21 protein-coding genes and 1 pseudogene are annotated in these 24,202 nt (G+C 69.1%); 10 read left to right on the top strand and 12 right to left on the bottom strand.

All coding sequences use genetic code 11. The features are described from left to right. Positions 1 to 1,009: hypothetical protein (locus A5659_RS03365; protein ID WP_067179302.1), on the bottom strand; the 1,009-nt coding region annotated here is incomplete at its 3' end. Positions 1,010 to 1,256: 247 nt separating this feature from the next. On the opposite strand from A5659_RS03365, the gene A5659_RS28380 reads away from it, so the two are divergent. The 5 genes from A5659_RS28380 (at position 1,257) to A5659_RS03340 (ending at position 7,189) form a co-directional block, all read left to right on the top strand. Beyond that, positions 1,257 to 1,808, top strand: coding sequence for a hypothetical protein (locus tag A5659_RS28380; protein WP_067179300.1), 552 nt, complete (start codon positions 1,257 to 1,259; stop codon positions 1,806 to 1,808). Between the two features lie 90 nt (positions 1,809 to 1,898). Then, positions 1,899 to 3,017, top strand: coding sequence for a hypothetical protein (locus A5659_RS03355; RefSeq protein WP_067179311.1), 1,119 nt, complete (start codon positions 1,899 to 1,901; stop codon positions 3,015 to 3,017). 188 nt (positions 3,018 to 3,205) lie between these two features. Then, on the top strand, positions 3,206 to 4,690 hold the full coding sequence (locus tag A5659_RS03350; protein WP_231997722.1) for a hypothetical protein: 1,485 nt from the start codon (positions 3,206 to 3,208) through the stop codon (positions 4,688 to 4,690). Positions 4,691 to 4,798: 108 nt separating this feature from the next. Beyond that, positions 4,799 to 6,124 carry a UDP-glucose/GDP-mannose dehydrogenase family protein gene (locus A5659_RS03345; protein ID WP_066862380.1) on the top strand — a complete coding sequence of 442 codons (1,326 nt, stop codon included), beginning with the start codon at positions 4,799 to 4,801 and terminating at the stop codon, positions 6,122 to 6,124. Between the two features lie 120 nt (positions 6,125 to 6,244). Next, a complete protein-coding gene (locus A5659_RS03340) occupies positions 6,245 to 7,189 on the top strand; it encodes a TauD/TfdA family dioxygenase (RefSeq protein WP_067179309.1) in 945 nt (314 codons plus the stop codon). Here A5659_RS03340 and A5659_RS03335 read toward each other — a convergent pair. Beyond that, positions 7,160 to 8,524 (bottom strand): MFS transporter, encoded by a 1,365-nt coding sequence (locus A5659_RS03335; RefSeq protein WP_067179298.1) that lies wholly within the window; start codon positions 8,522 to 8,524, stop codon positions 7,160 to 7,162. The two genes, A5659_RS03340 and A5659_RS03335, sit on opposite strands and share 30 nt — an antisense overlap. A gap of 282 nt (positions 8,525 to 8,806) precedes the next feature. Then, positions 8,807 to 9,490: a class I SAM-dependent methyltransferase gene (locus tag A5659_RS03330; protein WP_067144320.1), complete on the bottom strand. Its 684-nt coding sequence runs from the start codon at positions 9,488 to 9,490 to the stop codon at positions 8,807 to 8,809. Between the two features lie 127 nt (positions 9,491 to 9,617). Between A5659_RS03330 and A5659_RS03325 the strand changes: the two genes are divergently transcribed. Genes A5659_RS03325 through rfbA form a run of 3 tightly spaced genes read left to right on the top strand, consistent with a single transcriptional unit; the run spans position 9,618 to position 11,677 of the window. After that, a complete protein-coding gene (locus A5659_RS03325; protein ID WP_067179307.1) occupies positions 9,618 to 10,373 on the top strand; it encodes a maleylpyruvate isomerase family mycothiol-dependent enzyme in 756 nt (251 codons plus the stop codon). A 29-nt stretch (positions 10,374 to 10,402) separates the two neighbouring features. Beyond that, positions 10,403 to 10,774 carry a nuclear transport factor 2 family protein gene (locus tag A5659_RS03320; protein WP_066862372.1) on the top strand — a complete coding sequence of 124 codons (372 nt, stop codon included), beginning with the start codon at positions 10,403 to 10,405 and terminating at the stop codon, positions 10,772 to 10,774. Positions 10,775 to 10,801: 27 nt separating this feature from the next. After that, positions 10,802 to 11,677, top strand: a complete 876-nt coding sequence (gene rfbA / locus A5659_RS03315; RefSeq protein WP_067179296.1) for a glucose-1-phosphate thymidylyltransferase RfbA — start codon at positions 10,802 to 10,804, stop codon at positions 11,675 to 11,677. Here rfbA and A5659_RS03310 read toward each other — a convergent pair. From A5659_RS03310 to A5659_RS03290, 5 genes are all read right to left on the bottom strand, one after another. Next, complete coding sequence (locus tag A5659_RS03310) at positions 11,619 to 12,884, bottom strand: YibE/F family protein (RefSeq protein ID WP_066862365.1); 1,266 nt, start codon at positions 12,882 to 12,884, stop codon at positions 11,619 to 11,621. The genes rfbA and A5659_RS03310 overlap by 59 nt on opposite strands. Before the next feature lie 32 nt (positions 12,885 to 12,916). Beyond that, positions 12,917 to 14,209: a pyridoxal phosphate-dependent aminotransferase gene (locus tag A5659_RS03305; RefSeq protein ID WP_066862361.1), complete on the bottom strand. Its 1,293-nt coding sequence runs from the start codon at positions 14,207 to 14,209 to the stop codon at positions 12,917 to 12,919. Positions 14,210 to 14,241: 32 nt separating this feature from the next. Next, a complete protein-coding gene (locus A5659_RS03300) occupies positions 14,242 to 17,289 on the bottom strand; it encodes a (Fe-S)-binding protein (protein ID WP_067179295.1) in 3,048 nt (1,015 codons plus the stop codon). A 252-nt stretch (positions 17,290 to 17,541) separates the two neighbouring features. Beyond that, positions 17,542 to 19,224, bottom strand: coding sequence for an Hsp70 family protein (locus A5659_RS03295; RefSeq protein ID WP_067179293.1), 1,683 nt, complete (start codon positions 19,222 to 19,224; stop codon positions 17,542 to 17,544). A 133-nt stretch (positions 19,225 to 19,357) separates the two neighbouring features. Then, positions 19,358 to 19,906: a hypothetical protein gene (locus A5659_RS03290; RefSeq protein ID WP_067179292.1), complete on the bottom strand. Its 549-nt coding sequence runs from the start codon at positions 19,904 to 19,906 to the stop codon at positions 19,358 to 19,360. A gap of 113 nt (positions 19,907 to 20,019) precedes the next feature. On the opposite strand from A5659_RS03290, the gene A5659_RS03285 reads away from it, so the two are divergent. Then, positions 20,020 to 20,670: a DUF1345 domain-containing protein gene (locus tag A5659_RS03285; protein ID WP_067179290.1), complete on the top strand. Its 651-nt coding sequence runs from the start codon at positions 20,020 to 20,022 to the stop codon at positions 20,668 to 20,670. 9 nt (positions 20,671 to 20,679) lie between these two features. Here A5659_RS03285 and A5659_RS03280 read toward each other — a convergent pair whose 3' ends face one another. The 3 genes from A5659_RS03280 to A5659_RS03270 are packed head-to-tail and all read right to left on the bottom strand — an operon-like array spanning position 20,680 to position 23,208. Next, on the bottom strand, positions 20,680 to 21,402 hold the full coding sequence (locus tag A5659_RS03280; protein WP_066877509.1) for a hypothetical protein: 723 nt from the start codon (positions 21,400 to 21,402) through the stop codon (positions 20,680 to 20,682). After that, on the bottom strand, positions 21,402 to 21,968 hold the full coding sequence (locus A5659_RS03275) for an LpqN/LpqT family lipoprotein (RefSeq protein ID WP_066865918.1): 567 nt from the start codon (positions 21,966 to 21,968) through the stop codon (positions 21,402 to 21,404). Before A5659_RS03275 ends, A5659_RS03280 begins: the two co-directional genes overlap by 1 nt. Before the next feature lie 10 nt (positions 21,969 to 21,978). Continuing rightward, on the bottom strand, positions 21,979 to 23,208 hold the full coding sequence (locus A5659_RS03270) for a hypothetical protein (protein ID WP_067144314.1): 1,230 nt from the start codon (positions 23,206 to 23,208) through the stop codon (positions 21,979 to 21,981). Positions 23,209 to 23,354: 146 nt separating this feature from the next. On the opposite strand from A5659_RS03270, the gene A5659_RS03265 reads away from it, so the two are divergent. After that, entirely contained in the window at positions 23,355 to 23,876 is a 522-nt protein-coding gene (locus A5659_RS03265) for a DUF488 family protein (RefSeq protein ID WP_067179305.1), read from the top strand. 12 nt (positions 23,877 to 23,888) lie between these two features. On the opposite strand, the pseudogene A5659_RS03260 reads toward A5659_RS03265, so the two are convergent. Continuing rightward, positions 23,889 to 24,202, bottom strand: a pseudogene (locus tag A5659_RS03260) (hypothetical protein); the annotation flags it as partial.

Here is a 24,202-nt window from a genome sequence, read left to right as displayed (position 1 = left end):
GCGCCACCACCGCCGCGATGAAGATCACCGCCAGCGAGCTGCTGACCAGCATCAAGGACCTGCGCTGGCGCGCGCGTTCGTCGGAAGCGATGATCGTTTTGGCCTCGGCCTCATCGTCCGGCACGGCGCTGTAGGCGACGTTGGTCTTGCCCTTGTCGGCGTCGGCGGCGAGCGCCGCGATGCGGCTGCGGTATCCGGGCTGATATCCCGGGAGCAGGCCGGGATGCTGCCCGGCCAACAGCATCGGGTCGACCTCGCCGGTGCCGGGATCCAGCGCGTAGGCCAGCGCGGCCGTCGACGACGCGAAGAGCGGCGCGTTCGCCGCCGCCAGCGCGGCGCCTCGCGCCAGGGCCATCTCTGGCTCGTCGGGCACGGACAACTCGAGCGAGGTCGCGGCCTCGAGCACCGGCTTGATCAGCGGGATGTCGACGCCGGAGCCGACCAGAACCAGGCCTTCGGGGTGGGTTTCGAGCGTCGCGGCGCCGGAGGCCATGTCGACGAGTTCGGCGACCGCTTCGTCTTCGTCGTCCGCGAGGGGTCTGCGGCGTACCTCCGAGACCGAGCCGTCCGCGGTGTCGACGACGGCCAGGGTGGCGCTGTAGGGCTCGACGAACAGCAGCGCGGTGCGCGCGTAGTTGGTGGCGTCTCCCACGGCCTGGGTCAGCGCGGCCGCGGCCATGAAGGCCGAGACCAGCATGACGTTTTCGACCTTGTGGGAAATGAGGGCGTCGCGCAGCATCGCCGCTTCGACGTGGTCGGTCCAGGTCACGCCCGTCGACAGCAGTTCGTAGCCGCCCTCGGCGGCGCCTTCCCGGGTGCCGAGAATGGCCGAGATCACCTCGGTGGGGCCGGTGCCGGGCAGGGCGGTGCGTTGGGTGTCGACGGTGCGTTGGGTGTCGACGTCGAAGTCGTCCTCGTCGACGGTGACTCCGTCGGCGCTCTCCCCTTCGACCAGGACCATGCGCACCTTCGTCGGCGTCATCGAGACGCCAAGCACGATGCCCACCACCGCTTAAGCTCCCTCTGCCCAATTCGTGTCGCTCGACGCCCCCCGTCGGCAACACCACTGTTCAGTGATCACCAAGGATTTCTGTCACCGCAGAGCGCGGGCCGCATGCCCGCACATGTTGCTGGGCTGATGAAATTCTGGCGGCAGAGGCGGCATCTTTTTGCCGGCCTCAATACCCCGACCCTACGCGCGTGTTCTTGGGAGAAGTAGGCGCCGGTTGCTGTGTGTTAGTTGGCAAACCGGACTAGTGGTGTCCGCCGCCGCCTCCGCCGCCGAGGCCGCCACCGCCGCCGCTGTGACCACCGCCGAAGCCGCCACCACCACCGAAGCCGCCGCCGCTGTGACCGCCGCCGAAGCCGCCGAGGCCACCGCCGCCGCCGGGAGCCGGAGCGTGACCACCGCCGAAGCCGCCGCCGCCGCCGGGAGCCGGAGCGTGACCACCGCCGAAGCCACCGCCGCCGCCGCCGGGAGCCGGAGCGTGACCACCGCCGAAGCCACCGCCGCCGCCGGGAGCCGGAGCGTGACCACCGCCGAAGCCGCCAAGCCCGCCGCTGGGACCGCCCGCCGGTGGTGTGGGGACATGCCCCCGCCGGTGTTCGTTCCGCCGCCCCGCCTGCCGGTACCCGGACTGGGCGGCGGTCACGGGCCCCTCGGCGGTCAGGGCCCGTTCGGTCACGGCCCGTTCGGCGGTCACGGACCCTTCGGCGGCCACGGACCCTTCGGGGGTCACGGATTCGGTGGTGGTCACGGGTTTGGCGGCCACGGCTTCGGCGGTGGTCACGGCTTCGGCCACCGATAGCGCCCTCGCGGTTCCCGGGCGGGCCGAACCCGGCGCGCTAGGGTGGCGGATCTGGGCAGGGCTACCAATTTCGGACGATGTGGAGGAGTGGTGGACGTCGTACTTGGCGTGTCTATGGCACCTGAGACCGTCCGCATGGTGCTCGTCGAAGGCGAAGCCGCGAGCGGGGTGACGGTCGATCAGGACGGTTTCGATGTCGCCGGCCACGAAACCCCCATCGCCGCAGCCAATCACGTCGTCGCGGCCATTCTCGGAACCCGGGACAGCGCGGCCCAAGGCGGGTATCGGCTCAAGTCCAGCGGAGTGAGCTGGACCGACCCCGTCAAGGCGGCGGCACTGCGAGACGCGTTGGCCGCGCGAAAGATCGAGAACGTCATGCTGGTCTCGGCGGTCATGGCCGCCGCAGCGCTGGCGCAGGCCATGGGCAGCGCGACCAACTGGGCCCGCACGGCGCTGCTGCTCGTCGAACCGGACAGCGCGACCCTGGCTGTCGTCGACACCTCGCACGGGACGGTCACCGACGTGCATCGGCACCCGCTGCCCGGCGACGACGACGCCGCACTAGCGAAACTCGCCGCGATGGTCTCGGACGCCGAGTCGATGAGCGCGCGGCCCGACGGGTTGTTCCTGGTCGGCTCGGAGGTCGACATTCCCTCCATCAAACCCACGCTCGAGGCGGCGACCGCCCTGTCGGTGACGACGCCCGAGGAACCCGAGATGGCCCTGGCGCGCGGCGCCTCGCTGGCCGCGGCGAACGCGAAGCTGGGCGCGCCGCGAACGGTCGCGATGAGCGCCACGCAGACCGCCTCGGCCGCGGCGGCCGAGCTCGCCTACAGCGCCGAGGACGACCCGGCCTCCGACGCCCACCGGCTCTCGGGCACCCCGGCGCAGCAGCGCCGCAGCCGCAAGTCGATCCTGACCATCGCCGCCGTCGCGGCGGTGTTCCTCGGCGGCGTCGCGGCGTTGACGCTGGCACTGATCTTCGGGAACCGGCCGCCCGCCGACCAGCGGCCCGACGTCGGCACGAACGTCGTCGCCCCGCAGCATCCGGACGCCAGCCGACCGGGACCGCCCCCGCCGCCCGCCGCCCCGGCGGCACCGCCCCCGGCGCCCGAGTCGCCGCCGCAGCCCTCACCGCATTCCGGCGACCACCACAACCTGGACGACTGGCTGCACCGCCATCTGGGGCCTGGGATTCCTTCCCCGTAGGCCGGCCGAGGCCCGGTCCCGCGCCACCCCCGCGGCGGCGAACGAGCGTAAAATCGGGTTACTAGGGGAATAACGGTGGGGACCAAGCGATCTCTCGCGCCACCAATTCGTGCGACGAGCCCGCCCTCACCGTTATTGGCTAGCAACCGACTATTGGAGGAGCTTTGGACACCGTACTTGGTGTGTCGATGGCGCCGACGGCAGTCCGGATGGTGCTGGTCGAGGGGGAAAACGGCGACGGCGCGACCGTCGACGAAGACAATTTCGACGTCGCCGCCGCTGCCGATGCAGCAACGGTAACCGCCTCGGACCAGGTAGTTTCGGCCATCTTGGGGACCCGTCAGGGCGCGGCAGAGGGCGGCTATCAACTGGCGTCGACCGGCGTCACGTTCACCGACCCGCTCGAGGCCGCCGCGCTGCGCGACAAGCTGGCGGCTCACAAGGTCGAAAATGTGATGCTCGTCTCCGCCTTCTTGGCCGCGGCCGCGCTGGCGCAGGCGGTGGGCCACCAGACCAACTACGCGAATACGGCGTTGCTTTACATCGAGCCCGACACCGCGACGCTGGCGGTCGTCAATAGCGCCGACGGATCCGTCGCCGACGTCCAGCGGCAGGCCCTGCCCGCCGACGACGAGGCGGCCGTCGCCCAGCTGGCCGCGATGGTGTCCAGCGCGGAGAACCTGGAGACGCGCCCGGACGCCGTGTTCGTCGTCGGCTCCGGCATCGACATCCCGATGATCAAGCCCGCCCTCGAGGCGGCGACCACGCTGCCGCTGACGGCGCCCGAGGAGCCGGACACGGCCCTGGCCCGCGGCGCGGCGCTGGCGTCGGCGAACGCCCCGCTGTTCTCGTCGTCCACCGCGGCCCTGGCCTACGCGCAGGATCCCGGCACCGGCGCGATCAACCCGTTGGCCGTTGCGCCGGGCTACTTCGAAACCCCGGGTGAGGCCGGCGCGGACGGACTCGCCTACAGCGCCGTGCCCGACGATCCCGACGAGTTCTTCACCGGCTCGCAGACCGCCGCGACGGCGCTGGTCGACGCGGACTACCACGAGCGCAGCTCGTTCCGGCTGGTCGGAAGCGCGGTGGCGGCGATCTTCGTCATCGGCGTGGTGGCGCTGGTCGTGTCGTTGGCCATCGCCATCCGGCCGACGGCCAACGTGCGGCCCAGCCCGAATCAGAACGTCGTGGTGGCGCCCACCCGGCCGGCTCCGGCGCCCGCGGCTCCCGCTCCCGAGCAGGCACCCGCGCCCGCGGCACCCGCTCCGGCGCCCGAGGCGCCCGCTCCAGCTCCGGCGGCCGCCCCGGCGCCCGCTCCCGCCCCCGAGGCGCCCGCTCCGGCTCCCGCGCCGGCGGCTCCCGCACCCGTGCCGGTGCCGGAGGCTCCCGCTCCGGTGCCGGTGGCTCCGCCGCCCCCTCCGCCCGCGGTGGCGCCTATCCCGGTGCCCATCCCGCTGCCGATCCCGGGCCTTGGCGGACCGGGCTTTGGTGGACCCCCCGGAGGCGGCTTCGGTCCGCACGGCGGCGGTGACGACGGGCCGCACGGTGGCGGCGGACACGGTGGTGGCGGCGGCGGCTTCCCCGGACTCCCCGGCGGCGGCGGTGGCCACGGCGGCGGCGGTGGCGGCTTCCCCGGCTTCGGCGGAGGTCACGGCGGTTTCGGTCGCCACTAACCCCCAGCGAGCGCCTAGGGCCTGACGGCAGCCATCTGTCATCTGCCGTTTGCCTCCCGATTAGCCCTGCGATGCAGTCAGCTCATCGGGGCCGCCTACACCGGTTGTATGCGATGCACCGTGTTCGGCACGGGTTACCTCGGTGCCACCCACGCGGTTGGGATGGCGGCTCTGGGACACGACGTGCTCGGGATCGACATCGACCCCGGCAAGGTGGCCAAGCTCGCCGGGGGCGACATCCCCTTCTACGAGCCAGGCCTGCGAAAGCTGTTGCAGGAGAACCTGGCCGCCGGCCGGCTACGGTTCAGCACCGACTACGACGCGGCCGCCGACTTCGCCGACGTGCACTTCCTGGGCGTAGGCACCCCGCAGAAGAAGGGCGAATACGGCGCTGATCTGCGCCACGTGTATGCCGTCATCGATGCGCTGGTGCCGCGGCTGACGACCTCGGCGGTGCTGGTCGGCAAGTCGACGGTTCCGGTGGGCACCGCGGCCGAGCTCAACCAGCGGGCCGCCGGGCTGGCTCCCCAAGGGGTCGACGTCGAAATCGCTTGGAACCCGGAGTTCCTTCGCGAAGGCTACGCCGTGCAGGACACCCTCAACCCGGACCGGATCGTGCTGGGCATCAAACCGGATTCGACGCGCGCCGAGGCCGCCGTTCGCGAGCTGTACGGTCCGCTGCTCGACGCCGGGGTGCCGTTCCTGGTGACGGATCTGCAGACCGCGGAGCTGGTCAAGGTTTCCGCCAATGCCTTTCTAGCAACGAAGATTTCGTTCATCAACGCCATTTCCGAGGTGTGCGAGGCGGCCGGCGCGGACGTCAGCCTGCTGGCCGATGCGCTCGGCTACGACCCACGGATCGGACGCCAATTCCTCAATGCCGGTTTGGGTTTCGGCGGAGGCTGCCTGCCCAAGGACATCCGGGCCTTCATGGCGCGCGCCGGCGAGCTGGGCGCCGACCAGGCGCTGACGTTCCTGCGCGAGGTCGACAGCATCAACATGCGCCGCCGCACCCGAATGGTAGAACTGGCCAGCGCGGCCTGCGGCGGCTCGCTGCTGGGCGCCAACATCGCCGTCCTCGGTGCCGCCTTCAAACCCGAATCCGACGATGTGCGTGACTCACCCGCGCTCAACGTCGCGGGCCAGCTGCAGCTCAACGGGGCCGCCGTCAACGTCTATGACCCCAAGGCCCTGGACAACGCGCAGCGACTATTCCCGACGCTGAACTACGCGGTCTCGGTCGAAGAGGCCTGCGAGCGCGCCGATGCGGTGCTGGTGCTCACCGAATGGCGCCAGTTCGTCGACATGGATCCCGACGACCTGGCCGACCGGGTCCGCGCCCGCGTCATCGTGGACGGCCGCAACTGCCTGGACGCCGCCCGCTGGCAGCGGGCGGGCTGGCGGGTCTACCGCCTGGGCGCGCCGCGGCCCTAACGCCGAGCGCTGCGGGCTTTCCTTCAGCACGATACAAACGCTTGCCGGTGGTGGCATTGTCGATAGCCTCAAAAAGGCTATACCGCATGCATTTTCAAACACTTGACAGGATTGAGCGATTTGACGACGACCGCTGCCACCGAAACCAATATCGAAGTCGTTCCGCTGTCGGGCTGGACGGGAGCCGTGATCGACGGCGTCGACCTGGCCGCGCCGCTGAGCGAAGCGGAAAAGGACGTCATCCGGTCGGCCCTGCACAGGTGGAAGGTGGTGTTCTTCCGCGACCAGGAACTCGACCACGCCACGCAGATCGCTTTCGGTGCCCAATTCGGTGAGGTCACCTCGGCCCATCCCTACGAAGGCGATTCCGCGCCCGCGGGTTTCCCGCAGATCCATACCGTGTCGCCGACCGCCTACGACCGCCGGTACGGTTCGGAGTACCGGCACAAGGAGGGCTGGAACGGCCCCAACTGGCATGCCGATGTGACACCTCTGATCAACCCGCCGTCGCATTCGATACTGCGCGCCGAAGTGGTCCCGCCCTTCGGCGGTGACACGCTGTTCACCAATGTGGCGGCCGTCTACCAAGGCCTTTCGCCGTTGATTCGCGAATTCATCGACGGGCTGCGCGCCGAGCACCGGTTCGGCGCCACCTTGTCCTTCGAGCGCAGCGGCGCCAAGATCGGGGACCTGGTGCGCAGCAATCCGCTGGCGTCGATCCATCCGGTGGTCCGGGTGCATCCCGAGACCGGCGAGAAGGTGGTCTACGTCAATCAGTTCTTCACCCGGGAGATCGTCGACCTGTCACCCCGGGAAAGCCGGTACGTCCTGGACCTGTTGTTCGAGCAGATCGCCCGGCCGGAGTACTCGGTCCGGTTCAAGTGGGAGCCGGGAAGCGTTGCGTTCTGGGACAATCGGGCCACGCTGCACCTCGCCCCGCGCGATTACGAGCACCTGGGCCAGGAGCGGGTGCTGCACCGCATCACGCTGGTCGGCGACATCCCGGTGGGGCCCGACGGACGCCGCTCGGAGCCGCTAGAGGGCGAGTTCTTCGGGGCTGCCTGACACCCGCTCGCGGGCGTGGGCCGGTGAGCCCACCTGCGACGCGACCAGGCCGATAGCCGCCACGGCGGTGGTGGTCACCGCGACCGGCCACAACGCCCCGCCGTAGTGGGCCACCACCGAGGTGAGCAGCAGCGGAATGAGCCCGCCGATGATAGTGGAGCTCTGGCCGGACAACGACATTCCGGTGTAGCGCACCCGGGCGGGGAAGGACTCGGCGAGGTATTTGGGCAGCGCGCCCCAGACGACCCACAGCGGCGCGCCGATCAGCACCTCGGTTGTCAGCAGCGACGGCAGCGTCGCCGAGGCGGCCAGCACCGCCAGCAGCCCCGCAGCGGGCAGCGTCAGCAGTGCGAGCAGGCCGCCGCGGATCACCTTGTCTGCGCCGTAGCGATCGGCGAGCCAACCGCCCAGTACGGTCAACGCCCAGAACACGGTGACGTGCACGGCCGAGATGCCCAGCAGCACCGAAGATGACGACAGGCCAAGGGTTTTGGTGCCGTAGCCGGTGAGGAACACGGTCTCGATGAAGAACGGGACCGTCACGCCGCCGAGATAGACCGCAAAGCAGATCAGCATCGTGCGGCCGTGCTGGCGAACCGCCTCGCGCAACGGGAACGGTGACAGCTCGCCGCTGCGCCGCAGCGCGGTGAACTCGGGTGACTCGATCACCCGCAACCGGATGAACAGGCCCACGACACCGAGCGCGAGGCCGAACAGGAACGGCACCCGCCAGCCCCAGGTCACAAAGCTGTGCGCGCTGAGCGTCGAGGCCAGGATGAACAGCGATCCGGTGGCCAACCCCTGGCCGACGGCCGAGCCCGTCTGCACCAGCGATCCCCAAAAGCCGCTGCGGTGTTGGGGGCTGGTCTCGGTGACCACCAGCACCGCCCCGGCCCACTCACCGCCCAGCCCGACGCCCTGCAGGAAACGCAACAGCACCAGCAAGGCGGGCGCCGCCCAGCCGATCGCGGCGTAGCTGGGGAGCAGTCCGATCAGAAAGGACGGGATCCCCATGATCAACAGCGTGGCCACCAGCATCTTCTTGCGCCCGAGGCGATCGCCCAGGTGCCCGAACAACACGCCGCCCAGCGGCCGGGCGACGAAGCCGACGGCGAAAGTGCCAAGCGCGGCAAGCACTCCGGCCGTCGAGGAGGCGCGCGGGAAGAACAGCGGACCGAAGACCAGGGTGGCCGCGAAGCCGTAGAGGAAGAAGTCGTACCACTCCAGCACGCTGCCGGCGAGGCTGGCCAGGGCCACCCGGCGCATGCCGGGTCCGGCTTCCGCGCCGCCGGGCGGGGCCGAAAGATCGGTGCTGCCCTGCGCTGCGATCGTCATTGAGGGTCTCCGATGGTCGGCCGGCCGGGTCCACGCGCAAGCGTCGTGACGGGCGAAATGAGCGGCGCGAGTGGGGCACAAAGAGACCGCAGCGACGACGATCGCCCGCGCGCCCCATCTTCGTTGCAGTGCCGGGTCGCGGTCGAGCGCAGCCCTTCCCGCCACGGGGATCTTCGGCGGCGCCCGCCCAGCTCAGCGCGGTTTCCCGCGGCCGGCGACGGTTGGAATCAGATTGAACGCAAACGATTCACCGTCGGATGCCGGCGCGCATGCCGCGCGATGTCAATTAGCTTGCCGCACAACAGGTTCAGTCGAACATGTGCGGGCGTACAGCACCGCGCGGGGGTATTCGCCGCCGTCGTCGAAGAGCTCGACGTCGACGTCGTCGAACCCGGCCGAGCGCAGCGCGTCGGCAACCGGTGCCGGATCCGGGATCTCACGGAATGGCAGGCTGGCAGCGACGTCGTCGGCGTAGTGATGCCCGGCCACATGGGGATTCAGCGAAATGTCGGCGATCACCAGCCCACGCGGGGCCAGCACCCGGCGCCATTCGGCGAAGGCCCGCCGCGGCTCGAGCACCGTCCAGATGAAGTGCCGGGCCGTCACGGCATCGAAACTGGCGTCGGCGAACGGCAGCTTCTCGGTCATGCCCTCGACGAACGTGACCGCCACCCGGCCGTCGGCGGCCTTGGCGCGAGCGTGCGCCAACATGGCCGCGGATGCGTCGACGCCGGTCACCTGGTGGCCCAGCTCGGCCAGCAACAGCGCGACAAAGCCGGTGCCCGTGGCGACGTCGAGCACGCGGGAAGCCGGCGGGATCGGACTCAGGGCGTCCGTCCACCGTCGACGTTCGGGTTCCGAGGAGATGCCGTGGGCGGCCCGCTGGTCGTATTGCGCACCCTCGCGCTCCCAGAACTCGCGAATTGCCGTGCGGGCGACCGGAAGGCTCACATTGGCGTCGGGCATGAGCACCTCTCGGGGACAAGGGCATTCGGCGGGCCGGACATCGACGACGAGTCTGCAGTGCGCGCCGGTGTCGCCGCAAGGCACGCGGGACCGCAGGGCGCGCGGCCCGGCGAGTAGCCTGACCCGCGTGGACTATGCCGGAAAATTCCTCGACGAGAACCGCGCCTTCGGGGAGCTCTTCCGCGATGTCGACGAGTCCACGCCGGTCCCCACCTGCCCGGACTGGACCCTGCGCCAGCTCTTCCGCCACGTCGGGCGCGGCGATCGCTGGGCGGCGCAGATCGTGAGTCAGCGCCTCGACAGCTACCTCGACCCCCGCACGGTGGAGGGCGGCAAGCCGCCGCCGGATCCCGCCGGTGCCATCCCGTGGCTGCACGGCGGCGCCCAGCGGCTGATCGACGCCGTCGAACTGACCGGGGTCCAAACGCCGGTCTGGACGTTTCTGGGGTCGCGCCCGGCGAACTGGTGGGTCCGGCGCCGGTTGCACGAGGTCGCGGTGCATCGGGCCGACGCGGTGATCGCGCTGGGCGCCGAATACACCCTGGACGCCGAGGTGGCGGCCGACGGCATCACCGAATGGCTGGAGCGGGTGGCGATCCAGGCGGGCGCCCAGGGCGCGCCGCTACCGCTCGAGGAGGGTGACACCCTGCACCTGCACGCCACCGATCCCGGGCTGGGGGAGGCCGGCGAATGGACGATCACCGTTGAAGACGGCCGGGTCGCCTGGTCACACCAGCACGGCAAGGGCAGCGCCGCGCTGCGCGGGGGCGCGACCGAGCTGCTGCTGGCGCTCCTGCGCCGGCGGCCGGTGGCCGACACGGGCGTCGAGCTGTTCGGCGACGACGGCGTGTGGAAGCGCTGGTTGGACCGTACGCCTCTCTAGCCGCGGGGCCGCACGGTAATTTGCACACCATGACCACATCGGAGATCGCCACCGTTCTGGCATGGCATGACGCCCTCAACGCCGCGGACCTCGAGACGTTGACCGCGCTGTCCAGCGATGACATCGAGATTGGCGACGCGCACGGAGCCGCACAGGGCCACGAGGCGCTGCGCACCTGGGCCGGCTCGCACCGGGCGAGCACCCAGCTCGGCCAGCTGTACGTGCACGACGGCATCGTCGTCGCCGAACAGAAAGCGACCAGCCCCGACGGTCCGGAGGCGGCCACCAACGCGTTGGCGTTTCGCGTCGTGCGCGACCACGTCACCTCGGTGTTCCGGCACGACAGCCTGGCCTCGGCGCTGGCGGCCACCGAGCTCACCGCGTCCGACGCCGTCGAGTAGGGCCGATCAAGGCATTAGGAGCTATCCATGCGCGGAATCATCCTGGCCGGCGGGTCGGGCACCCGCCTGCATCCCATCACCACGGGCATCAGCAAGCAGTTGCTGCCGGTCTACGACAAACCGATGGTCTACTACCCGCTGTCCACCCTGATGATGGCCGGCATCCGCGACATCCTGGTGATCACCACCCCGCACGACGCGGCGGGCTTCCAGCGGCTGCTGGCCGACGGCTCGCAATTCGGCGTCAAGATCACCTACGTGACGCAGGAAAAGCCCGACGGCCTGGCCCAGGCGTTCGTGCTGGGTGCCGACCACATCGGCAACGAGCCGGTGGCATTGGTGTTGGGCGACAACATCTTCTACGGCCCGGGCCTGGGTACCAGCCTGAGCCGCTTTCAATCCATCAGCGGCGGAGCGGTTTTCGCGTACTGGGTGGCCAACCCGTCGGCTTACGGTGTCGTCGAATTCAGCGACGACGGCAGGGCGCTGTCGCTGGAGGAGAAGCCCAAGACACCCAAATCCAATTACGCGGTGCCGGGTTTGTACTTCTACGACAACGACGTGATCGAAATCGCCAAGGGTCTCAAGAAATCGGCGCGCGGCGAGTACGAGATCACCGAGGTCAACCAGATCTACCTGAACCGGGGCCGGCTCTCGGTCGAGGTGATGGCCCGCGGCACGGCCTGGCTGGACACCGGGACGTTCGACTCGCTGCTGGATGCCAGCGACTTCGTGCGCACCCTGGAACGCCGGCAGGGCCTGAAGGTCAGCGTGCCCGAGGAAGTGGCGTGGCGGCGTGGCTGGATCACCGACGACGAGCTGGCCGAGCGCGCCCAGAGCCTGCTCAAGTCCGGCTACGGCGGCTATCTGCTGGATCTGTTGGAGCGGAGCCGATTTCAGTAGGTTTGGCCAGCACCGCGGCGATCGCCGTCGTCAGCGGTACCGACAACGCCAACGCCATGCCGCCCACCGCGGAGCGGGCGATCTCGATGGCCACGCTCTCGCTGGTCAACACGTCGGTCAACGAGCGGTTGGCCACGCTGAACAGCAACAGCAGCGGCAGCGAACTACCCGCGTAAGCCAGCACCAGGGTGTAGACCGTGCTGGCGATGTGATCGCGCCCCACCCGAATGGCGCCGACGAAGATCGCCCGCCGCGAGCCGCCGAGGTGGGCGAGCTCGAACACCGTCGAGGCCTGGGTCACCGTCACGTCGTTGAGTACACCGAGTGACCCGATGATGAAGCCGGCCAGCAGCAGGCCGCCGATCGACACGCTGCCCAGATACGCGCTGACCGTGCTGTTCTGCTCGTCGGACAAGCCGGTCAGCTGCGCCAGTTGTATTGCCGCCCAAGATAATCCGGCGGCCAGCAGCAGGGCCGCCAGGGTGCCCAGCAGCGCGGCGCTGGTCCGCAGGTTGACCCCGTGGGCGAGATAGATGACCGCGTACAGGATGGCCGCCGACGCGACCAGCGCCACCGGCACCGCCGGCGCGCCGTCGCGCAGCGCCGGCAGCAAAAACGTCACCAAAACCACGAACGCGACCACGATGCCCACCAGGGCCAGCAGCCCGCGCCACCGCGCCACCGCCACGATCACCACCGCGAACGCGATCGCCAAACCGGCGAGCGCCCAACCACGTTCGAAGTCGTAGAACGCGTAGCTGGTGGCGCCCTGGTCGTCGACCTGGCGGACGAGCCGAATGCGGTCGCCCACCGCGAATTTCGGCTGTCCCGGGCCGGGGGAGGACTCCAGCAGCGTCTGGGCGCCGGCGTTGGGGCCGGAGTCGATCGACACCTGGGTCAGCACGCAGCGTCCCGCGCCGGGCGGCGCCTGTTGCGGCGCGCCGGTGAGAACCTGGCTGACCGACGCGCTGCCGCAGTCGCCCATCCCGCTGGACAACACGTGCCCGGCCTGCGTGCTCACCGCGCCGCCGGCGGCGTTCTGCAGCGGCATCGGGATGTCGACGTGCTGCCGGCTGGGCCACAACACGATCGCCCCGACGGCGACCGCCACGCCGATCGCGACCAACAACCCCACGACGATCCTGGCGGGCAACGGATCGACGGCGGACGGGCCCGGCGGCAGGCTGTGCGAGTGCGAGTGGGTCACCCGGTCGAGACTAGAGGCGCCCGCGCCGGTGCCTACGGTCGATAGCCGACCAGGAAATTGCCCAACCGCTCGATCGCGGCCGCCAGATCGCGGGCCCAGGGCAGCGTCACGATGCGCAGGTGATCCGGTGCCGGCCAATTGAAGCCGGTCCCCTGGGTGACCAGAATCTTCTCCTGCAGCAGCAGATCGAGGACGAGCTGTTCGTCGTCGTCGATGTCATAGACCTCGGGGTCCAGCCGGGGGAACGCATAAAGCGCACCGGCCGGTTTGACGCAGGACACGCCCGGAATCTCGTTGAGCTTGGTCCATGCGACGTCGCGTTGCTCGAGCAACCGGCCGCCCGGCAGCACCAGGTCGTCGATGCTCTGATAGCCGCCCAGGGCCACCTGGATCGCGTGCTGCGCCGGAACATTGGGGCACAGGCGCATATTGGCCAGCAGGTTGATTCCCTCGATGAAGCTGCTGGCGTGGTCCTTGGGCCCGGTGATTGCCAGCCAGCCGGCCCGATAGCCGGCCACCCGGTAGGCCTTGGACAGGCCGTTGAAGGTCAGGCACAGCATGTCCGGCGCCAGCGTGGCGAGGTTGATGTGCTTGGCGTCGTCGTAGAGGATCTTGTCGTAGATCTCGTCGGCGAGCAGCAGCAGCTCGTGCTTGCGCGCCAGATCGACTATCTGGGTGAGGACTTCGCTGGTGTAGACCGCGCCGGTGGGGTTGTTTGGGTTGATCACTACCAGCGCCTTGGTCCGCTCGGTGATCTTGGACTCCATGTCGGCGATGTCGGGCTGCCAGCCCTGCGTCTCGTCGCACAGGTAGTGCACGGGCGTGCCGCCCGCCAGGGAGGTCGACGCCGTCCACAGCGGGTAGTCGGGCGACGGGATCAGCACCTCGTCGCCGTTGTCGAGCAGGGCCTGCAGGGTCATGGTGATCAGCTCGGACACCCCGTTGCCCAGATAGACGTCGTCGACGTCGAAGCGGGGAAATCCGTCGACCAACTCGTAGCGGGTCACCACGGCCCGGCGGGCGGGCAGGATGCCCTGCGAGTCGGAGTAGCCCTGGGCGTACGGCAGGGCCTGGATCATGTCGCGCATGATCACGTCGGGCGCCTCGAAGCCGAACGGCGCCGGGTTGCCGATGTTGAGCTTGAGGATGCGATGCCCCTCGGCCTCCAGCCGCGCGGCCTGGGCGTGCACCGGCCCGCGGATCTCGTACAGGACGTCCTGGAGCTTCGACGACTGCGCAAAACTGCGTTGCGGCCGGTGATGAGCCGACGCGTGCAGGGGCAGGTGATGGGTGGTCACACCACTAATGGTGCCATCACTGTCCACTGAAATTTGCTATCACGCGGCAAAGACACAGGTCAGCGCTTGCCCGGGGGACGCGCCCCACGGGCGATGCCCAGGCCTTTGACCGGTGGCTGCGACGGTGCATCGTCGCCGTTGGTCTCCTTTGCCGGCTCCGCTTTCGGCGCCGGCTCGGCTTCGGCCTTGGCAGCCTCCGCCTTGGGCGCTTCCGCTTCAGGGGCTTCCGCCTTGGGCGCTTCCGCCTTGGGGGCGTCGGCCTTTGGCGCCGCCTTCTTGGCGCCGGGCCGCTTGGCGCCCGCGGCGATGCCCAGCCCCTTGACCGGCGCCGCGGGTGCCTTGGCTTCGGCCTTGGTCTCGGTCTCGGCTTCGGGGGCCGCTTCCGAGGTGGCTTCGGCCTTGGGCGCCTCGGCCTTGGCGGCGGCCGATGCCGCCTTCTTGGCGCCGGGTCGCTTGGCGCCCGCGGCCAGCCCCAGGCCCTTGACCGGGCCGGCGGGTGCCTTGGCTTCGCCGCCTTCGGCCGGTGCCTCGGTCTTGGCGGCCTCGGCGGCCGGTGCGGCCTTCTTCGCGCCGGGTCGCTTGGCGCCGCCGGCGATGCCCAGCCCCTTCACGGGTGCGGCGGTGTCCGCCTTGGCCTCTGCGGCCGGTGCGGCCGCCGCCTTCTTGGCGCCCGGCTTCTTCGCCCCGCCGGCGATGCCCAGCCCCTTGGCGGGGGCGGCCGCGGTCTGCGCCTTCGGGGCCGGCTCGGCGGGTGCCTCCTCGGCGGGTGCCTCCTCGGCCGGTGCCTCGGCGGGGGCGGTCGCGGTGGCCGTCGAGGCCTTGGGCGCCTCGGCCGCGCGCGCTTCGGCCCTTTCGGAGGCCTCCTTGGCGGCCGTGCCCTTCTCCGGCAGCGTCGCCTTGTCGTACTCGAGGGATCCCAGCAGGATCTGCGCGACATCGAGCACCTCGACACCGCTGCGGCCGGCCTCTTCCTGACGGTCGTTGACACCGTCGGTCACCATCACTCGGCAGAAGGGGCAGCCGGTGGCGATGGTGGCGGCCCCGGTGGCCAGCGCCTCGTCGACGCGTTCGTGGTTGATGCGCTTGCCGATGTGCTCTTCCATCCACATCCGCGCGCCGCCGGCACCGCAGCAGAAGCTGCGCTCGGCGTGGCGTGGCATCTCGGTCAGGTTCGCCCCCGCGGCCCCGATCAGCTCACGCGGCGCCTCGTAGACCTTGTTGTGCCGGCCCAGGTAGCAGGGATCGTGATAGGTGATGTCCTGGGACACCGGCGTTACCGGCACCAGCTTGTTGTCCCGGATCAGGCGGTTGAGCAGCTGGGTGTGGTGCAGCACCGAGTAGTTCGCGCCGAGCTGGCGGTACTCGCGGCCCAGGGTGTTGAAGCAGTGCGGGCAGGTGACGACGATCTTGCGGTCGACGGTTTCCACGCCCTCGAACAGTCCGTCCAGCGTCTCGACGGCCTGCTGGGCGAGCTGCTGGAACAGAAACTCGTTGCCCGAGCGGCGCGCGGAGTCGCCGTTGCAGGTCTCGCCGGTGCCGAGCACCAGGTACTTCACCCCGGCGATGGCCAGCAGCTCGGCGACGGCCTTGGTGGTCTTCTTGGCCTTGTCGTCGTAGGCGCCGGCGCAACCCACCCAGAACAGGTACTCGTAGCCGTCGAAGCTGTCGACGTCCTCGCCGTAGACCGGCACGTCGAAGTCGACCTCGTCGATCCAGCTGGTGCGGTCCGACGCGTTCTGGCCCCACGGGTTGCCCTTGGTTTCCAGGTTCTTGAACAGCACCGACAGCTCCGAGGGGAACTCGGATTCCATCATCACCTGGTAGCGGCGCATGTCGATGATGTGATCGACATGCTCGATGTCCACCGGGCACTGCTCGACGCAGGCGCCGCAGGACACGCAGGACCACAGCACGTCGGGGTCGATGACGCCGCCCTGTTCCTCGGTGCCGACCAGCGGCCGGGTGGCCTGCTCGGGGCCGGACCCCATGACGCGGCCGAAGCCCGACTCGGGCACGTGGTGGACCTCGGCGTGCTTCTCGCCGGACAGTTTCTCGCCGACTCCGCCCTCCGGTGTGCTCTCGAGCGGGCTCTCCTTGTCACCGAGGATGTAGGGCGCCTTGGCCATCCAGTGGTCGCGCAAGTCCATGATGACGAGCTTGGGCGACAGCGGCTTGCCGGTGTTCCACGCCGGGCACTGGGACTGGCAGCGCCCGCACTCGGTACAAGTGGCGAAGTCCAGCATGGCCTTCCAGCTGAAGTCCTCGATCTTGCCGCGGCCGAATTCGGCGTCGTCCGGCGGGTTTTCGAAGTCGATCGGCTTGCCGTCGTGCTCCAGCGGCAGCAGCGGGCCCAGGCCGTTGGGCAGCCGCTTGAAGATGACGTTGATGGGCGCCGTGAAGATGTGCATGTGCTTGGAGTGCAGCACGATGATCAGGAACGCCAGCATGACCAAGATGTGCAGCAGCAGCGCCGTCGTCTCGATGATCTCGTTGGCGGGCTGACCAAGCGGGCGCAGGATGGCGCCGAACAGCTGCGACAGGAAGGCGCCGTTGCCGTAGGGCAGCGTGCCGTTGTTGACCGCGGCTCCGCGCACGAACACGTAGGTGAAGACGACGTTGAAGATCATGAACAGCACCAGCCAGGCACCGCCGGTATGCGAGCCGTAGAACCGTGACTGACGTCCGATCTCCTTCGGGCTGCGCATCAACCGGATGATGGCGAAGGTGACGATGCCGAGGAAGACCGCGGTCGCGAAGAAGTCCTGCAGGAAGCCCAGCACGTCCCAGCGACCGATGATCGGGATGTGGAAGTTGTCCTGGAACAGCAGCCCGTAGGCCTCGATGTAGACCGTGAGCAGGATGAAGAATCCCCACATGGTGAAGAAGTGCGCCAGGCCGGGGATCGACCACTTCAACAGCTTGCGCTGACCGAACACCTCGGAGACCTCGGCCCAGACGCGTTTGGCCGGCTCGTCGGTGTGTCCCGGGGCCGGCTTGCCGGACGTGATCAGCTTGAACAGCCACAGGACACGCCGTGCGGCGAGTGCGGCCACGACCAGCGTCATGCCCATGCCCACGATCAGCCTGATGAGCATCTGCGTTGTCACAGAAGGTCTCCCCAATGCATAGATAAATTCGGCCTGTGCTTATTTGCCTGCTTAAGCCCCGCTCATAGTTACATCTCCGCGGCTTTCAGCGCGAGAAAGGCTGCCCTAACTTGGCAGTTCACCGGTGCCTCTGGCCTGCTGATTAGTACCCACTCACCCAATGTGACGCCTGTCGAAGTGATGAGCGCCACCAAATTTCGCTAATTGACCTTTTGCCGGGGGTCTTTGGCGGCCCGGGCGTAATTCGGCTCGTCAGTGCCCGAACGGCGGTTGAAAGATGGGCGGGAACGGCCGCGTGCGGGTGGTCGTCGGCGCCGCGGTGGTGGACGCCTGCGACGTCGTGGTGGGCGGCGCGGTGGTGGTCGTCGTGCTCGGCGGCGCCGTCGTCGTGGTTGTCGTCGACGGCTCCGGCGCGGGCGTCGTGGTGGTGGCCGGCGCCTCGGTGGGCGGCGGCGGGGGCGCGGGGATCACCGTGACGGTGGTGCTGTCGTTGGGTCCGGTGATGGTGACCGTTTGCGGCGGTGCCGGGCTGGTCGAAGGCCCCGGGGTGACGGGGGTGGACTTGGTGAGCAACAGGTTGATCGCCAAGATCAGGGCCACCAGCACGGCCGCGCCCGCTCCGGCCACGCTCAACACCAGCGCCGTGCGTTTGTACCAGGGCAGCCGCCCCTGGGCGGTGGCGTAGCGGCTGCCGGTCGCGTCGTCGAATTCCCTTGCCTCGTTGGCGTATTCGCCGGTGGCGTCGCGGCCGGTGTAGGGCACCGGCTCGTCGTTGTCGGCGTCTTGCGACCACGCCAGGGCGTCGTCGACGTCGGTGGCTTGGGCGGCCCAGGCGGCCTGGGTCATGTCGAGCCCGGCGTTGCCGACCATTTCCGTCGGTGTTTCCACCGCCGCGGCCGCGGCGGTCGGGGCGACGCCCGACGCGTAGTGCGGGCCGAGCACCGCCGCGCCGAGGGCGGCGCTGAGCGCGGGCTGCGCGGTGCTGTGCACCGGCACCCCGAAGCGCTGCGACAATCGCGCTTTGAGCAGCGGGATGTTCGCGCCACCGCCGGCGATCGCCACGGCGCTCAGCCCGGCGTTCGCAATTCCGTTGCGGCGCAACGACTCGTCGACCGACGTGAGGAACCGGTCCAGCGGTGCGGCGAGCAGTTGCTCGAATTCGGTGCGGGTCAGCTGGGCGCCGTCGCCCGAAGCCCCGGCGATCGTGCCCACCGCGGCCGTCGAGAGTTGCTCCTTGGCGCGCCGGCAGGCGCCGAGCAGGCGCGCCTGCGACCCGACCCGTGCTGCCCCGCCGAGCATGGCGGTGCTGACGTCGGAGGCCAGCAGGTGATCGAGGATCAGCTGATCGATCGCATCGCCGGAGAAGTCGGTGTTCCGCGCGGCAGGGCCGACGGGCGCAAAGCCGGCCTTGGCATCCATCAGCGTGACGGTGGTGCCGCCGGCGCCGAAGTCGCACAGGGCGATTACGCCGTCGGCCCCGAATCCCGGAGTGCCGCGCAGCGCCGCGAGCGCGGCCGTGGCGTCGGAAACCAGCATCGGTGCCACCCCGCCGCGCGCCAGATCCGACTGGGCGAAGAACTCCTCCCGCAGCGCCGCGAACTGGGCGTCGGACCAGTAGGCGGGCACCGCGATGGTGATCGGTGAACCGTAGCCGACCGCCCGGGCCATCGCTTCGATCGCCTCGACCGTCAACGCCGCGCCCAGGTACTTGGTGCCGTCGGCCGCCACCAATGGCGCCCGGTCGCCGACGCGTTCGACGAACCCTCGCAGCACCAGGCCGGGTTCGGTCAGGTTCGGGTTTTCTTCAGGCAGGCCGACTTCGGTGGGCCGCTGCTCGAACAGGGTCAGCACCGAGCTGCGGGTGATCGGAGCGCTGCCCGCGCGGGCCGCTACCAATTTGGCCACGCCGATCGATAGGCCGAGCGACTCGCTCATGTCCCGCACCCCTGTGTCAGTCGTCCCGTTGCCGTCGCACGGTGGTCCTCACCGTAGCGACCGTGGATTGCAGCGAGTGTAGGGCTTCTCCGGCGCGCTGCCATGGAACCGTGGCGGGGCTCGCCACGACTCGCTAACGCAGGCCCGGTGGCACGGTGACCGGATTCGGCACCCCCGGAACGGTGATTACCGGCGGCAGCTGCGGCAGATGGTGGCGATGCGAGGGCTGCTGGGTCTGTCCCCCGGTGGGCTGCTGTTGCGTCGGCTGCTGCGCCGGCGGCTCTTGGGCGCTGCTGCCGGGCGAGGACGTGGTGGTGGTCGTGGTGGTCGTCGGCGTCGTCGTGGTCGTGGTGGTGGCCGGCGTCGTGCTCGTCGTCGTGTTGGGGCCGTGGCCACCGGTCTGCCCGTGGATGAGTTCGATGACGCCGAAGATGATGAGCCCGATCAGGACCACGACGGAGACCAGCCAGGCGATCAGCATCGCCGGCTTGCGGTACCAAGGGGTCGGCTCGCTCTCCTGGTCAAACGGGTCGCCGCCGTCGGCCTGCTCGGACCCCTGCGGCGGGTGCGGCGGGGGACCGGGTGCCGGAATCTCGCCGGTAGGCGGTTGTTCGCTCACACCGAAGTCGCCATGCTGCGTCGGCTGGTTGTGGAAGTCGTCGCGTGGGCCATTGGATGCCACGGCACCGATCGTACTGACCTCACCTGCCAATCTCCTGATGCCTAGGCCGGGTCGACACGGATGAGCGCCCGAACGTGGTCCGACGACCCGCGTTTGGTGGTTAGGTCGAGATCGTGGACTCCCTGGTGAAGTTGTTTCGGGACACGGGCGCGGTCCGGATCTTGGTGTCCGTGGCCCTCGGCGTGGCCGTCGCCGTCGTAGTGGGCAACACCGCCGGTTGGCGTTTTGCGGTGGCCGGCTGGATCGTCACCGCCGGAACGTACGTGGTGTGGACGCAGCTCATCGTGTTCGGCATGGATGCCGAGCAGACCTGCCGGTGGGCGACGCGGGAGGACCCGACCCGGTGGATCGCCGACGCGGTCATCCTGTCGGCGAGCGTCGCGAGCCTGGGCGGGGTCGGCTACGTGGTGGCCGCCGGGTCACGCGCGGGCCACGAAGCCCTGGCCGCCGCCGTCTTCGGCATCTTGACCGTCGCCGCGTCCTGGGTCGCCGTGCACACGCTGTACACCGTGCACTACGCGCGGCTCTACTACTCGGACGAACCGGGCGGCATCAACTTCCACGACCCCGAGCCGCCGCGCTTCCGGGACTTCGCCTACCTGGCCTTCACCGTCGGGATGACCTACCAGGTGTCGGACACCGAGATCGGGCTGACCACGATCAGGGCGACGGTCTTGCGCCACGCGCTGCTGTCCTACCTCCTCGGGGCGGTCGTCCTGGCGGTGACGATCAACCTGATCGCGGGGCTGGGCGCCAAGGTCTGACCGGGCCGGTCACACGTCGGCCGTTGAATGACCGCGGAGAATCCGTTCGACCCGATCCAGCAGCGCGCTCGGGGTGTCGGAGGCGCCGTCTTTCCAGGCCAGCAGTGCGTTGAGAAGGTTGATGGGCTGGACGCTCAATTGGAGGCCGAGCAGCACCGTCTTGCTGGTCAGATCCGCTGCGCGATAGGCAATCTCGACTTGCAGTGACTGTCCGTTCACCCCATTCGGGACGATCTTGGGCTCAATGCCCCGAACGCAATCACGCCGGATTTCGGTCAGCTCGTCTTTGGGTCCAGCCAAACGCACGGTCAGCGCCGACGGGGAGATGGCCAGCAGGCAACGACGCCACATACGCACTGCGCTGAACACGAAGACCGGCGTCAGGATCAGCAGGGTGATGCCGGTGAACCGAAGCCATCCCGGATTGCCGGGCGCATAACCCGCGCCGACACTGGCCACGCCCAGCGCCGGCACCAGCACGTTCAAGACGTAAGCATTTCCCTCGTACCAGGGAAGGTAGCGGCAGACGATCTCGTCTTCAGACCGGTTGACTCCTGGCCGAAAAATCCGACGCCTGCCGAGGATGAAGATGAGCGCCGTACAGAATGCGATCAGGGACAAGTACCACTGCACTCCCACCGACATCGCAACCACCGCCATCAGGCACATGGCGCCGCCGAAGGCGTAGCGCAGTATCCGCCCCCACTTGCCGCTCGTTTGAGCGTTGGCCATTAGCCGTTGTCTCGCGTTGTGGTGGCGGGAGCCTTGCGGTGGTGATCCCCCGAAGCTGGACTTACCGGCGCCGCACCCATATGGACATCCAGCCCGATGCCGGCCCGCTCCACTGGCGAATCGTGTAGCGCGGTCACCGTGAGTTGAGCGATCAACGTCTCCTTTTCAGTGGGGATGATCCTCGATCGCGAGACGCTATCGATAGTGCCGAGCTCATGGGCGATCAGCATCACAAGCAATCCCTGAACTCCGACAGATGCACCGGCGGGGCGGACTTCGCGGTGCACTTCGTGACAGCCCGGCACCGACTGCAACTGTTGCTCGGCCAGCATCGCGAATACTTCGGCGGGGTCCAGAGCGGCCTCGACACGATGCATCGTCAACACCGCGTTCGCGCCAAACACGTCGATGTGAGGGTCGGTGCGGCAAGCCCACACCCGGAGTCCGACGGCGGAATCGAAGGGTTCCCAGCCAGGCGGTACCCGCACCTCGACCATAAGCCCTCCGAACCGATCGACCGGAGACAGAGCAACGCCGTGCCTCGCTACGAACTCATCGAATCGCATCGTCGTCGCCCTATCCGAAACCAAAAACTGATTCCACGCCGTGCACGGCGCTACCGACGGCATTCGAGACCGGCTGCCAAAGCTCTCCGACCACCTTGGATCCGCCCCATGCGACTACTGCTCCGACACCGGCGCCGACCACCAAGCCAATGGCGGTCCCCGCACCCGGCACGACCGAGCCGATCGCTGCACCGGCCGCCGCGTCCGCGGCGAGGCCTCCAACAGCCGCGCCCGCCCAGAGCCCGGCGGCGGTTCCGGCCGTCTCCCGGGTGACTGCCTCCGGCACCGAATTTCCATCCTTGATGTCGGACATGACGGCGGGCACCGCGCTGGCGGCACCCACCACCATGCTGACGCGCGAGAAGCCCTTGAGTTCGACTCCGCCGATTTTTGGGTCCTCAAACCACCTCAACAACGCCGGATCCGCCTTCCCGGGACCCGTACCGGGGGACTCGGCGATCAACTTCGTAGTCGCCTGGCGCACGCCGTCGGCGGTGCCACCGGCCACCGCTCCCGCGGCCCCGGTTGCCACCTCCCCCTTCGTCGGGGCCAACGCGGGACCCCCGCCGGGCTGGCCGGCCGGTGCCGGGCCGGGTTGGTCGGACGGTGCCGGGGCCGGTCCTGCCTGGGGGCCGACGGTGTCATAACCGTCGGCGTGCAGGGTGCCCATCGCATCCTGAAACGACTTGGAGTAGCCGTCGCGCGTCGCTTGCAGCCGGGCCAGCGCGGTTTTGGTGTCGCGGATCGCGTCTTGTTCACGGCCGGCGATGAACGCTTCGAGCGCGTCGATATCGGCCTGGGTGAGGTCGTCGTCGTCTTCCATCTCGTCGGCTTCGCCGATCAGCTCATCGAGTTCCTGCAGCTGGGCTTCCAGCGACGCGATCTGACCGGCCGCGGTTCTTTGCGCCTCGGCCAAGGTCGCGGCGATGTTCTCCAGGTCCGCGCCGATCTTCGGAATCTGCAGCGACTGTGCCCCAAGGGCCTTCGTCACCCGCTGCACTTCATCGGAGCCGGTGATCGGATGATCGCCATCCTGGTGATTCCAGGCGGCCTCGAACCGGGTGCGAGCCTGCTCGAACGCGTCGTTGGCCTCTTGTGTGCAGCGCCCCGCTTTGCGAAAGGCCTCCGCGAGGTTGGAAATCTGCAGTGGGCTCCCCGCTTGCAAGCTTGCGTTGATCGCCCAGGGGTCGCCACCGGCCGCGGCAATCAGCGCCGGGATGCTGAGGTATTGCAGTTGCATGGCGTCGTCAGTCGCCCGCCCGACCGCTGATCAATCCCGTTCGCATCGCCACCCCTCCCGAGCTCACCGGCAAGGTTACTAACGCAGGCTAGGTAATCAATTCAGATCGCCCCGGTCCGCCCGGGCAAGCTGTGCTCATGGAACCGGTGTTGCTGACCGTGGGGCATGGGGCGGCCGGCCGGGAGCGGCTATCAGAGTTGCTTGCCGGGGCGGGGGTTGCGCTGGTGGTGGACGTGCGGCGATACCCGGCCAGTCGAACCAATCCGGACGTGCGCCGCGAGGCCCTGGGATCCTGGCTGCCGCAACATGACATCGGCTACCGATGGGAGCCCCGCCTCGGCGGGCGCCGGCATATCGCGGCCGGAGAACCGGAGCCGGACAGCTGGTGGACGGTGGCCGCGTTCCGGGCGTACGCCGCATACACCCGGACGCCCGAGTTCGTCGCCGCCCTGGACGACGTCCTCGCCGATGCGGGCCGGCGCACCACGGCGGTGATGTGCAGCGAGAGCGTCTGGTGGCGCTGTCACCGGCGGCTGATCGCCGACGTCGCGGTGCTGGGCCGCGGGGTGCCCGTGCGACACCTGATGCCCGACGGCCGGATCAGTCCGCACCGACCCGCGGAGGGAGCCCGCCGCCGCCCCGACGGCCATCTGGTCTGGGACGGTTGATCTTTCGGGTCCCTAGAACGTGTTGACCTTCTCGACGCTGACGAACATGCCGTGCTTGGTCTGGTCGTTGGTGAAGCGGGTGCCGTCGGCGTTGGCGATGATGGTCCAGCCCTGCGCCGCGTAGGTCTTGTAGTCGATGGTGACCGTCGGGATGGCGCCCAGGTTGCCCAGCACCCATTGCACTTTGCCGCCGCTGTTGATGCTGACGCCGTTGGCGTGCTCGCCGTCCTGCAGCGGGGAGTTGGTGAAGGGCGCCTCACAGCCGACGGTGTCTCTGTTGATCTGGCAGCGCGTCACGCCGGATTTGGTCTCGATGAAGACGTAGC

This window comes from Mycobacterium sp. 1165196.3, from assembly GCF_001673415.1.
In the GTDB taxonomy this organism is placed as follows: domain Bacteria; phylum Actinomycetota; class Actinomycetes; order Mycobacteriales; family Mycobacteriaceae; genus Mycobacterium; species Mycobacterium europaeum_A.
This window is presented reverse-complemented; position numbering and strand designations above follow the sequence as displayed.

Bases quoted from the DNA above. Each gene is read 5' to 3' on its own strand.
- A5659_RS03350 (WP_231997722.1), top strand. From the start codon at position 3,206: ATGGCGCCGACGGCAGTCCGGATGGTGCTGGTCGAGGGGGAAAACGGC.
- A5659_RS03345 (WP_066862380.1), top strand. From the start codon at position 4,799: ATGCGATGCACCGTGTTCGGCACGGGTTACCTCGGTGCCACCCACGCG.
- A5659_RS03335 (WP_067179298.1), bottom strand. From the start codon at position 8,524: ATGACGATCGCAGCGCAGGGCAGCACCGATCTTTCGGCCCCGCCCGGC.
- A5659_RS03330 (WP_067144320.1), bottom strand. From the start codon at position 9,490: ATGCCCGACGCCAATGTGAGCCTTCCGGTCGCCCGCACGGCAATTCGC.
- A5659_RS03320 (WP_066862372.1), top strand. From the start codon at position 10,403: ATGACCACATCGGAGATCGCCACCGTTCTGGCATGGCATGACGCCCTC.
- rfbA (WP_067179296.1), top strand. From the start codon at position 10,802: ATGCGCGGAATCATCCTGGCCGGCGGGTCGGGCACCCGCCTGCATCCC.
- A5659_RS03295 (WP_067179293.1), bottom strand. From the start codon at position 19,224: ATGAGCGAGTCGCTCGGCCTATCGATCGGCGTGGCCAAATTGGTAGCG.
- A5659_RS03280 (WP_066877509.1), bottom strand. From the start codon at position 21,402: ATGGCCAACGCTCAAACGAGCGGCAAGTGGGGGCGGATACTGCGCTAC.
- A5659_RS03275 (WP_066865918.1), bottom strand. From the start codon at position 21,968: ATGCGATTCGATGAGTTCGTAGCGAGGCACGGCGTTGCTCTGTCTCCG.
- A5659_RS03270 (WP_067144314.1), bottom strand. From the start codon at position 23,208: ATGCAACTGCAATACCTCAGCATCCCGGCGCTGATTGCCGCGGCCGGT.